Here is an 11,140-nt window from a genome sequence, read left to right as displayed (position 1 = left end):
CCTCGTTTTGTTCAGTGCGGTTTCGGTGCGGTCCGGTGGCGTCCGCTGCCGGTCGGGGCTGCCCGTACCGTGCGGTTCACAGCGCGGCCTGGGCCCGTTCCGTCACGGCCGGGCGCTCTGGCGTCCCGGTGGCCAGGCAGGCTCTGGCGATCGCGTCGGCGTCGCCGAGGATCACCGAGTCCACCCCGGGCCGGATCCCGGCCGCGGTGGCCCAGTGCACGGTCTCGGTGGGCACGCCGAACGCGAAGCGGTACCGGTGTGCCTGCCCGGCGGCGTCCACCAGGCGGTACGGGCGGCGGGTCACCGTCAGCCCGCCGACCTCGACGTGCCCGTCGGTCCCGGTGGGCAGCAGATACGGTCGGCAGGCCCCGCGCACCATCAGGCCCTGGATGAGCCGGTCGGTGGTGGTGCGGACGTCCACCTCCGGCAGCCTGGCCTCGATGAGCGCGGTCACCTCCGTCTCCGAGCCGGGGATGTCGGCCGAACTCACCGCGAACGCACCGCCCGGCGTCGGCACCACCCGCATGCCCGGCCCGATCATCCTCAGCACGCCCGCGTCGATGAGCGCGATCAGTTCCTCGATGCGGCTCGGCGGCGGACCGATCGACACGAACGCGTTGAGCGGCGTGTACCAGGACTGCAATTCGTCCCGGTAGGACTCGCCGGTGATACCGGCGTGGTCCACCACGAGCCTGATCTCGTTGCGCAGGTCACGCATGACGTCCAGGGCGGCCTTCAGCGGGCCGTCGACATTGCCGCGCCGTGCCTCCGCCAGATCCCGCCGCAGATAGTCGAGCAGCCAGTCCTGGAACCGGCCGGGGGTGGTGAAGCGGTGGTCCCGGTAGGGCCGGGCGATGAGATCCCAGTCCCACCGCTCGCCCGGTTCGATACCGAACCGGATCAGTAATCGGTCGTCCGCCGGAGTGCCGAGGGGGGTGCCGGTGTATTCGCGGAGGAACGCACCGGCCTCGTCGTCGCAGAGCCGTTCGGCGATCAGCGCGTGGTAGTAGACGCCGGTGACTTCCCGGTCGACCAACGGCCAGATGTGCTTGCGGAATTCGATGCGTTCGCCGGACCGCCGTCGGTCCCGCAGGGAGGCGATGGTCTCGGGGGTGAACGCGCCCGGACCGTGGCGGCCGTGCGCGCCCTTCTGGTTCTCACCGCGGGCGTGGTAGGGAATTCCGCGCCGGGAACCGGCGAACATCATCGGTTCCTTGCCGGACGGGCGGTACGACAGCCGCCCGTTCTCCCGGACGTAGGTGCCGCCCCGCCCCTCGGTGAGGAGCGTCATGTAGTCGAAGAAGTTGAGCCCGAGGCCCCGCAGCGCGACCGGCCGGCCGGGAGCGATGGCATCGAGGTCCACTTCGGCGGGGCTGGCCGGCGGGAAGTAGTCGAGACCGTGGGAGTCGGCGTGGTCCCGCAGGCTTCGCTCGCGGTCGGACAGCGGCATCTCGATGTGGCCCTGCGCCAGGACGACGCGGTCGAGCAGCAGTCTCGCCCCGTTGTCCAGGGTGACGATCTGCGAGCCGTCCTCGTCCTCGTCGAGCGCCACCGCGCTGTGGTGGTGGAGCACCATGCTGACCTGCTCGGGAGCCGTGCACAGCAGGCGGTCCAGCACCCAGTTCAGGTAGTGGCCGTAGAACGCCCGGGAAGGGTAGGAGTCCGGGCCCAGCGCCGCGGCTTCGGCCCGTACCCATGCGGGGTAGGACTCGGATTCGACGGGCTCCATCAGGGTGACGAACTTCGCCCACTCGTAAAGGCTCGGCCCCGGGCGTATGGGCCCCTCGCAGTTCACGCTGGGGTCGGTGTACATCGTGACCTGCGAGGCCACGGTGTTCATGAGGAGGTGCGTCGGCTGCGTGGTCCGCCACACCCGGCCGCCGAGCCCGAGGTAGGGATCCACCACGTGCAGCACGACCTGCTGCTCCGCCGCCGCGGCGTTGGCGGACAGCCGTTCCAGGACGGACAGTCCCCGGGGGCCCGCACCGATCACGCAGATCGTCGTCGTCCGGCTCACCGGCCCCCCGTCTCCTCGCCGGCGCCGCTCAGTGCCGTGGCGAAGCGCGTGCGCAGTTCCCGCTTGAGGACCTTTCCGGTGGGGCCGGTGGGGAATTCCTCGTCGCTCCCGGCCACGAACACCGCCGCCAGGGTCGTCAGTCCGGCCGCGACCAGCTCCCGGTTCAGCCGGGGAAGGAGTTCCGCCGGGTCGTGCCCGACGGCCTTCTCCTGGAGACGCAGCACTCCGATGGGGAGCTGGCCGCCGCCGAGCGGACCGGGCACCCCGACGACGGAACAGTCACGGACCAGGTCGTCGCAGTCGGCCAGCAGCACCTCCTCGATGGGCAGCGTGTACACCGGTCCCGTCGTCGTGTGGATGACGTCGAGGGTCCGGTCGAGGTGGTAGAAGCGCCCTTCGCCGTCCTTCTTCGCCACGTCGCCGGTCAGCCAGTAGCCGGCCAGTTCGAAGCTCTTGGTCAGTTCGGGGTCGTTCCAGTAACCGGGGGTGCGCGACGGTGACTTCACCGCGAGATTGCCGATCGTGCCGTCCGGTACTTCGTTGCCCTCGTCGTCCAGGACGGCGGCCTTCTCCACCACCTCCACCGGCGTCCCGACGCAACGGTCGTTCCGTTCGGTCTCCGGGGTGGTGACCTGCCCGAAGAGCGCCATTCCCATCTCGGAGGAGCCCAGCCCGTCGATGAAGCGGGATCCGGGCAGCACGCTCTGGTCCGTGCCGCCCTCCGGGAGCAGCCAGGGCTGGATCAGGCCCGCGGGCCGCTCGCCGAGGCTCACCAGGCGGCGTATGTGGCCGTAGTGCGCCGAGTCGCCGGTGTTGAACCAGGTGTGCACCCGGGCGGCGGCTTCCACGGGAAGGTCGCCCGTGGCCAGCTCCACGAAGGTGCGCGGGAAGGAGGCGACCATGGTCGGCTGGAATTCCCTCATCACCGGCTCGACCACCGAGCGCCGCCAGTCCCCCATGGTCAGGGTCGGCACGCCCAGCAGGACCGTGGTCAGCAGATAGCTGAGGCCGCCGGCGTGCGTGTGCGGCATCAGGGACAGCAGCCGGTCGTCCGGCTCGGCAGGGAAGCGCAGCATGCGCGTCTCCTTGCCGGCCCAGAACTGGCGGTGGGCGATCATCGTGGACTTCGGCGTGCCGGTGGTCCCCGAGGAGTGGATGAGCGCCACGACGTCGTCGGCGGCGTGCCGGTACGGGTAGGGCGAGGGCAGCGCGCCGGACTCCGGGTCGTGGGCCCGTACCTCCGCCGACGGAGCGATGAACTTCGGGCGGGGCTGGCCGGGCCGGTAGGCCGCGGTGATCACGCGCGGGTCGTCGGCGACGATGCCGACCACTCCGACGTGGTCGAGGTAGCGCTTGGCCGTCGTGATCGGCATCGCGTCGTTGACCAGTGCCGGGATCGCCCCGAGCGCGGTGAGCGCCAGGAAGTGCAGGATCGGCTGGAGCCCCTCGGCGATGTAGAGCGCGACCGGATCGCCGGGGCGCACACCGTTCGCCCAGTACCAGCGGGCGTACTGGTCGCGGATGGCCTCCAGCTCCCGCAGGCTGTGTCCGCGCAGGGAGACCTGGCCGCGCGGGTCGGTGCGGTGGCTGTAGATCAGCGGTACGTCGGTGTGGGGGTTGAGCGCCAGGGCGTGCTGGAGGAAGTTGCCCGCACCGAGGTCGGGGTCGGTGAGGAACTTTCGGCGCGCCGACATGGGGGCTACGGGGCTGGCGTTACTCACTGACACTCCTGGTGGTGGTGACGGCCGTCGACGCCGCGGTGGTGTGGGAGCGCCACCAGGCCTGACCATCGGCGTCGAGGGTCTGGATCGGGTCGTAGTACTCGTAGGTCTTGCCGAGCGCGTAGGGGGCGTCGCGCTCCAGTGACGTGAAGTAGTTCTTGGTCCAGTAGGAGATGCCGCGCTCGCGGTCGTACTCCTCGACCTGGTGGACCCAGCGCTTGCCGACGAACGGCACGTCGCAGACGAGCCGTGGGGTGCCGAAACCGGGGAGATATCCCATGATCGCCTGCTGTAGCGCCTGGGTCTCCCACAGCGCGAGCCGCCAGTGTTCGGCGTTCGGGATCATGTCGCAGAGGTAGAAGTAGTACGGCATCACGCCCGCGCCGTCGAGCAGCGCGAAGCACAGGTCGAGCAGCGCCGCGGGCGAGTCGTTGACACCGCGCATCAGCACGCCCTGGTTGCGGACGTCGCGCACGCCCAGGTCGAACATGGTCCTGGCGGCCTCCGCGTTGAGCGGGGTGACCTGTTGCGCGGCGTTCACGTGGGTGTGGATGGCCAGGCTCACGCCGCGTTTGCGCGCGGTGCCGGCCAGGCGTGCCACGGAGGCCTTGGCGTCGTCGGTGAGCCAGTGCTGCGGCAGGTCCATCAACGCCTTGGAGGCCAGCCGGATGTCGCGGACGTGCTCCATCTCCAGGAGCGCGGCGACGAAGGACTCCAGCCGGGGCCACGGCACGTTCGCCACGTCGCCGCCCGAGACCACGACATCGCGGATCGTGGGGGTGCGGCGCACGTAGTCGAGCATCGCGTCGTGCCGGTCGCCCTGCTTCATCGAGAACTTGAGCTTGGGGACACTGGGCGTGGAATTCCCGACCAGGTCCATGCGGGTGCAGTGCCCGCAGTACTGGGGGCAGGTGGAGACCAACTCCGCCAGTACCTTGGTCGGATAGCGGTGGGTCAGGCCCTCCACCGCCCACATGTCGGCCTCGTGCAGGGAATCCCGCGAGGCGAAGGGGTGCGAGGGCCATTCCTCCGCCCGGTCGGAGAAGACCGTGAGCATGTGCCGCCGCACCGGGTCGGCGTACATGGCCTCGTCGGTCGGTGTGGCGTGCGGGACCATCATGCTCAGCACGTACGGCGGCAACAGCAGGGACATCGTCGCCCGCTCCGCCTGGTCACGCTCGACGTCCTGGTAGAAGGCCTCCGACAGCAGATCGCCGTACGCCGCCCGGAGCTGCCGCACGTTCTTCACGCAATGCGTGCGCTGCCATTGCGGATCACGCCACTGCTGCTCGGTGACCTCGCGCCAACCGGGAATTCTGCGCCAGTCGGGCTCCACGAGGTCTTTGGGCCGGTAGGAATAAGGCTGATGCAACACTCTTCCCCCAAAAAGATGAGAGCGGGTCGACCGAGAACGCGACGCGGCGGGGTGCGAAATGCCGACCGGGCGCGCGGGAATACGGCCCGGGCGCGGGCGGCCGCCCGGCGGGCGGGCCCCTTGCACGGGAACCGAAGAAAACCAGGGAGAGGGGATACGGCGCGTTTTCAGATCCGGCCGGTCTCAGTGGGGGTGTGCGGCACCCCATGACCTTCGACAGACATCCGTCTGTTTGCCGATGCGCGCGCTACGGGCCCGATGCGGTGCCCGGAAGAACTCAAGCAGGGGCGGTGGCAGTGGGCCGGGGCGAGCGGTACGGGCGTACGACGCCCCTCGCGCCCTGCGACGCCGCGGCCGCATGACGATGGTTACTCGGCGGACGGTCCGCCCACCGTAGATGTGAAGTCACAATCAATCCCCCGTGCCGAACAACTTCGTGCGTGTTCCGGAGAACATCTTGCTTGTCCGTGCAACAACCATCAAGAGCGATATTCGAATGGCTCGATTCGTCAAACTGATCGATCCGGACCGACCGGTTTCCGGCCGCTCGGCCTCGGTCCGGGGGATGTCCACGGTGTGAACGGCCGGGATATGCCGAGCGCCGCACAGCCGTATACCCGGCTGTGCGGCGCTGGAGAGCGGTGCTTCTGTGCGGCGCTGGAGAGCGATCCTTCTGCGCGGCGCGGGAGAGCGATCCCTTACGACCAGCGCCCCGTGCGGCCCAGCAGCAGTGCCGTCGCCGCCGTGCCCGCCGTCGACGTGCGCAGCACGCTCGGACCCAGCCGGTACGGCTTCGCGCCCGCCTCGGCGAAGGCGGCCAGCTCCTCCGGGGAGACACCGCCCTCCGGACCGACGACCAGGACGATGTTGCCCGTCTGCGGGAGCGAGGCCGTGGCCAGGGGGGCGCTGCTGCCCTCCTCGTGGAGGACCGCCGCGAACGCGGCGTCCGCGAGCAGCGCCGAGACCTGCTTGGTCGTCAGGAGGTCGGACACCGGGGGGAATCGGAGGCGGCGGGACTGCTTACCGGCCTCGCGGGCCGTCGCGCGCCACTTGCCCAGCGCCTTCAGCCCGCGCTCGCCCTTCCACTGCGTGACGCAGCGCGATGCCGACCAGGGCGCGATCGCGTCGACGCCCGTCTCGGTCATGGTCTCGACCGCCAACTCGCCCCGGTCGCCCTTGGGCAGGGCCTGGACGACCGTGATGTGGGGCTGGGGCAGGGGTTCGGCGCGGACCGAGGTGACCGCGACGTCGAGGCGGTCCTTGCCCTCGACGGCGGCCACGGTGCCGAACGCGCCCGTGCCCGCGCCGTCCGTCAGGACGATGTCCTCGCCCACCCGCAGACGGCGGACCGAGACCGCGTGCCGCCCTTCCGGGCCGTCGAGGGGGAAGACCGTACCGGGGAAGACACCCGTCAGGGAGTCCTCCTCGACCAGGAAGACCGGTGCTGTCATGTCTCGCTCCCTCGCAGTTCACTGCCTCGCGTCAACGACGCCCGTGCCGCGTCCAGTTCGGCGGCCAGGACCTCCACCAGCCGCCCCGCCGGAAGCTCCCGCGCCAGGCGGTGGCCCTGGCCCGCCCACAGGGCCATGGCCTGCGGGTCGCCCGCCTGCGCGGCGGCCTTGCGGACGCCGGACGTCAGATGGTGCACCTGCGGGTACGCGGCCGGGGCGTACGGGCCGTGCTCGCGGATGAAACGGTTCACCAGACCGCGCGCGGGGCGGCCGGAGAAGGCCCGGGTCAGTGCGGTGCGGGTGAGCTGCGGATCGGTCATGGCCCGTTTGTGCAGGTCGTGGGCGCCCGACTCCGGGCAGACCAGGAACGCCGTGCCGAGCTGCGCCGCCGACGCACCCGCCGCGAGGACGGCCGCGATCTGGTCGCCGCGCATCAGACCGCCCGCCGCGATCAGCGGGACCGTCACCGCGTCACGGACCTCCGCGAGGAGGGTGAGCAGTCCGACGCCCGACCCGTCCGCCCCCGCGTCGTCCTGGTGGGTGCCCTGGTGGCCACCGGCCTCGACGCCCTGGACGCAGACCGCGTCGGCGCCCGCCCGCTGCGCGGCCCGCGCCTCGGCGGCGGAGGTCGCCGTCACGACGGTCAGCGTGCCGACCCCGGCGAGTGCCGCGAAGACCTCGGGGTCCGGGCAGCCGAAGTGGAACGAGACGACCGGAACGGGATCCTCCAGGAGGATCGCGAGCTTGGCCCCGTACGCGTCGTCGCGGCTCTGGTCCGGATCGCCGAGCGGCGCCCCGTACCGGGCGGCCTCGCCCGCGAGGCGCTGCCCGTAGGCGTCCACGGCGGCCGGGTCGGCCACGGGCGGCTGCGGCATGAAGAGGTTCACACCGAAGGGGCGGTCGGTCAGGGCGCGCGTGCGCGCGACCTCCTCGCGCATCGCCGTCGGCGTCTTGTACCCGGCGGCGAGGAATCCGAGGCCACCGGCCTCGGACACGGCCGCGGCGAGCGACGGACACGAGGTGCCGCCCGCCATGGGAGCCTGCACGATCGGATACCGGAACAGGCCCGTCAGCGCCGAGGCCCCCCTGGATTCAAAAGCCATGACCACATCGTGTCACGCCCCGCGCACGGCGCCGAATCGAACCCGGCCGCCGATCCCGTCCCCGGGGCCGCACCTCCGACTCCACCCGTACGGGTGTGGGCCCGACCGGCGGTCGCGACCGCACCGCGTATTGGCTTACGGGGAACGGGCGTTGACGCCGGCCCCTCGGAAACGCACGTCGGGCCGGGGCGAATGCCCCGGCCCGACGTGGAGTCGACTACGAGCTGTGCGTCGCGGGCCAAGCCCGAACGCGTCGATCAAGCTTGGGACTGTGCCGGCCCGGGGGACAACCCCCGGAACCCCCAGCCAGACGCCTACCGCCCGTTGAACGCGTCCTTCAGTCGCGAGAACAGCCCCTGCTGCCCCGGCTTGAACTCGCCCATCGGACGCTCCTCGCCACGCAGCTTCGCGAGCTGCCGCAGCAGGTCCTCCTGCTGCGGGTCGAGCTTGGCGGGGGTGGTCACCTCGACGTGCACGACGAGGTCGCCGCGGCCGCCGCCGCGCAGGTGCGTGACGCCGCGCTGGTGCAGCGGGATCGACTGGCCGGACTGGGTACCGGGCCGGATGTCGATCTCCTCGATGCCGTCCAGGGTCTCCAGCGGCACCTTCGTGCCGAGGGCCGCGGCCGTCATCGGGATGGTGACCGTGCAGTGCAGATCGTCGCCGCGCCGCTGGAACGTGCTGTGCGGGATCTCGTGGATCTCCACGTACAGGTCACCGGCCGGTCCGCCGCCGGGGCCGACCTCGCCCTCGCCCGCGAGCTGGATGCGGGTGCCGTTGTCGACACCGGCGGGGATCTTCACGGTCAGGGTCCGCCGCGACCGTACGCGGCCGTCGCCGGCGCACTCCGGGCACGGGGTCGGCACCACGGTGCCGAAGCCCTGGCACTGCGGGCACGGCCGGGAGGTCATGACCTGGCCGAGGAAGGACCGGGTGACCTGCGAGACCTCGCCGCGACCGCGGCACATGTCACAGGTCTGGGCGGACGTGCCGGGGGCCGCGCCCTCGCCGCTGCACGTGGTGCAGACGACGGCCGTGTCGACCTGGATCTCCTTGGTCGTACCGAAGGCGGCCTCGTCGAGGGTCACTTCGAGCCGGATCATGGCGTCCTGGCCACGCCGCGTGCGCGACCGGGGGCCGCGCTGCGAGGCCTGTCCGAAGAAGGCGTCCATGATGTCGGAGAAGTTGCCGAAGCCGGCGCCGAAGCCACCCGCGCCACCGGCGCCGCCCGAGGAGGACAGCGGGTCGCCGCCGAGGTCGTAGACCTGCTTCTTCTGCGGGTCGGAGAGCACCTCGTAAGCGGCGTTGATCTCCTTGAACCGCTCCTGCGTCTTGGGGTCCGGATTGACGTCCGGGTGCAGCTCGCGGGCGAGGCGGCGGAAGGCCTTCTTGATCTCGTCCTGCGAGGCATCACGCCGTACGCCCAGGACCGCGTAGTAGTCCGTGGCCACTTACGACTCCGCCAGGATCTGTCCGACGTAACGTGCCACTGCGCGTACCGCTCCCATCGTTCCGGGGTAGTCCATGCGGGTCGGTCCGACCACGCCGAGTTTGGCGACTGCCTCGTCGCCCGAACCGTATCCGACGGCCACGACCGATGTGGAGGTCAGTCCCTCGTGAGCGTTCTCATGACCGATACGAACGGTCATGCCCGAGTCCTTGGCCTCGCCCAGGAGCTTGAGCAGCACGACCTGCTCCTCCAACGCCTCCAGCACGGGCCGGATCGTCAGCGGGAAGTCGTGCCCGAAACGGGTGAGATTGGCGGTGCCGCCGATCATCAGCCGTTCCTCGGTCTCCTCGACCAGGGTCTCCAGCAGGGTCGCGAGCACCGTAGAAACGGTTCCTCGGTCGTCCTGCTCGAAGGACTCGGGAAGGTCCTGCACCAGCTGCGGCACATCCGCGAACCGCCGTCCCACGACACGGCTGTTGAGCCGCGCCCGCAGGTCCGCGAGCGAGGTCTCGCCGATCGGCGCCGGGCAGTCGACCATGCGCTGCTCGACGCGTCCGGTGTCCGTGATCAGCACGAGCATCACGCGGGCCGGGGCGAGTGAGAGCAATTCCACATGCCGCACCGTCGAACGGGTCAGCGACGGGTACTGCACCACGGCGACCTGACGGGTCAGCTGCGCCAGCAGCCGGACCGTGCGCGCCACGACGTCGTCCAGGTCGACGGCGCCGTCCAGGAAGTTCTGGATCGCGCGCCGCTCGGGCGAGGACAGCGGCTTGACGCCGGCCAGCTTGTCGACGAAAAGCCGGTAGCCCTTGTCGGTCGGGATGCGGCCCGCGCTCGTGTGGGGCTGGGCGATGAAGCCCTCGTCCTCCAGCGCGGCCATGTCGTTGCGCACGGTGGCCGGGGACACGCCCAGCCGGTGCCGCTCGGTGAGGGCCTTGGAGCCGACGGGCTCCTCGGTGCCCACGTAATCCTGGACGATGGCGCGCAACACCTCGAGCCTTCGTTCGCTCAGCACCGCGCGCACCTCCCTGTCCAGCCGTCTCACGGGGTCGTCCCTGGCACTCGAAGGTCACGAGTGCCAAATCCCTCCCGCCAGTGTACGGCCGGGTACTACGGCCAGGGCAAGGGCCGTCCCGCCGCGCGCCTCCCTGGCGGGCAAACCGTACCGTGCTCCGGCTAGCGTCTCGGTATGGAAAATCATGGGGAACGGGGCGCGCGGGAGCGCTGGGAGCCGCTCGCGCCGGGGATCGCACGCCGCAGGATGCCGGTCTGGGACTGCACGATCGGGGCCGTCGCCGGGCCTTCCGGGGTGCTGCTCGTGGACACCGGATCGTCCCTGCGGGAGGGCGCGGAGATCCGTCGGGAGGTCGAGGAGCTGTTCGGCCGCCGCGTGACGCATATCGCTCTCACGCACGCGCACTTCGATCACGTACTGGGGACCGCCGCCTTCGCGGGTGTGCAGGTCTACGGGGCGATGGGCATCGACGTGGCGCTCCGCGACGGGGAAGAGGTGCGCACGAGCGCGGTGCGGCAGGGGGTGGACGCCGACGCCGCCGAGGAGGCCGCCGATCTGCTCGTACGGCCGCACCATCTGGTCTCCGGCGAGCTGACCCTGGACCTGGGCGGCGGCCGTCGGGTGCTGCTCGCCGACGTCGGGCCCGGGCACACGGGGCACGACCTGGTGGTGCTGGTCACCGACTCCGGCGGCGCTCCCGAGGTCGTCTTCTGCGGGGATCTGGTCGAGGAGTCCGGGGAACCGCAGGCGGGCGGGGACGCCTACCCCGCGCAGTGGCCCGCGGCGCTGGACGCGCTGCTGGCGCTCGGCGGCGAGGACGCGATCTACGTGCCGGGCCACGGCGCGGTGGTGGATGCCGGGTTTGTCCGGGCGCAACGTGACGCGCTCGCGCTGCGTTTCGGCGTGTCGTAACGCCTGTAGCGCGGTTTTTCCTATGGTCGGGCTGGTGCGCGGCAGAGGTCGCGCACTTCCGGGCACCCCGGACCCCGGATCCCCCGACCGGAA

The 11,140-nt window shown here is 71.0% G+C and carries 9 protein-coding genes; 2 read left to right on the top strand and 7 right to left on the bottom strand.

The window, feature by feature from the left end:
- Nucleotides 1-76 precede the first annotated feature (76 nt).
- Genes FHS38_RS01690 through FHS38_RS01680 form a run of 3 tightly spaced genes read right to left on the bottom strand, consistent with a single transcriptional unit; the run spans nucleotide 77 to nucleotide 5,110 of the window.
- On the bottom strand, nucleotides 77-2,017 hold the full coding sequence (locus FHS38_RS01690) for an FAD/NAD(P)-binding protein (RefSeq protein ID WP_229821890.1): 1,941 nt from the start codon (nucleotides 2,015-2,017) through the stop codon (nucleotides 77-79).
- Nucleotides 2,014-3,738 carry a class I adenylate-forming enzyme family protein gene (locus FHS38_RS34995; protein ID WP_184729877.1) on the bottom strand — a complete coding sequence of 575 codons (1,725 nt, stop codon included), beginning with the start codon at nucleotides 3,736-3,738 and terminating at the stop codon, nucleotides 2,014-2,016. Before FHS38_RS34995 ends, FHS38_RS01690 begins: the two co-directional genes overlap by 4 nt.
- Nucleotides 3,731-5,110, bottom strand: coding sequence for a KamA family radical SAM protein (locus FHS38_RS01680; protein WP_221494463.1), 1,380 nt, complete (start codon nucleotides 5,108-5,110; stop codon nucleotides 3,731-3,733). Before FHS38_RS01680 ends, FHS38_RS34995 begins: the two co-directional genes overlap by 8 nt.
- A gap of 424 nt (nucleotides 5,111-5,534) precedes the next feature.
- On the opposite strand from FHS38_RS01680, the gene FHS38_RS01675 reads away from it, so the two are divergent.
- Entirely contained in the window at nucleotides 5,535-5,693 is a 159-nt protein-coding gene (locus FHS38_RS01675) for a hypothetical protein (RefSeq protein ID WP_184729873.1), read from the top strand.
- 118 nt (nucleotides 5,694-5,811) lie between these two features.
- Here the strand turns inward: FHS38_RS01675 and FHS38_RS01670 are convergent, their stop codons facing one another.
- The 4 genes from FHS38_RS01670 to hrcA form a co-directional block, all read right to left on the bottom strand.
- Nucleotides 5,812-6,564 (bottom strand): 16S rRNA (uracil(1498)-N(3))-methyltransferase, encoded by a 753-nt coding sequence (locus FHS38_RS01670; protein ID WP_184729871.1) that lies wholly within the window; start codon nucleotides 6,562-6,564, stop codon nucleotides 5,812-5,814.
- Nucleotides 6,561-7,667, bottom strand: a complete 1,107-nt coding sequence (locus FHS38_RS01665) for a nitronate monooxygenase (protein ID WP_184729869.1) — start codon at nucleotides 7,665-7,667, stop codon at nucleotides 6,561-6,563. The genes FHS38_RS01670 and FHS38_RS01665 overlap by 4 nt, the downstream gene beginning before the upstream one ends.
- A 314-nt stretch (nucleotides 7,668-7,981) precedes the next feature.
- Complete coding sequence (gene dnaJ, locus FHS38_RS01660; protein ID WP_184729867.1) at nucleotides 7,982-9,118, bottom strand: molecular chaperone DnaJ; 1,137 nt, start codon at nucleotides 9,116-9,118, stop codon at nucleotides 7,982-7,984.
- Nucleotides 9,119-10,135, bottom strand: coding sequence for a heat-inducible transcriptional repressor HrcA (gene hrcA, locus FHS38_RS01655; protein ID WP_184731049.1), 1,017 nt, complete (start codon nucleotides 10,133-10,135; stop codon nucleotides 9,119-9,121).
- 174 nt (nucleotides 10,136-10,309) lie between these two features.
- On the opposite strand from hrcA, the gene FHS38_RS01650 reads away from it, so the two are divergent.
- Nucleotides 10,310-11,047 (top strand): MBL fold metallo-hydrolase, encoded by a 738-nt coding sequence (locus FHS38_RS01650; RefSeq protein ID WP_184729865.1) that lies wholly within the window; start codon nucleotides 10,310-10,312, stop codon nucleotides 11,045-11,047.
- Nucleotides 11,048-11,140: the final 93 nt, after the last annotated feature.

Source organism: Streptomyces netropsis (assembly GCF_014203545.1).
In the GTDB taxonomy this organism is placed as follows: domain Bacteria; phylum Actinomycetota; class Actinomycetes; order Streptomycetales; family Streptomycetaceae; genus Streptomyces; species Streptomyces netropsis.
The sequence above is the reverse complement of the archived record's forward strand: the minus strand, read 5'-3'. Positions and strand labels throughout refer to the sequence as shown.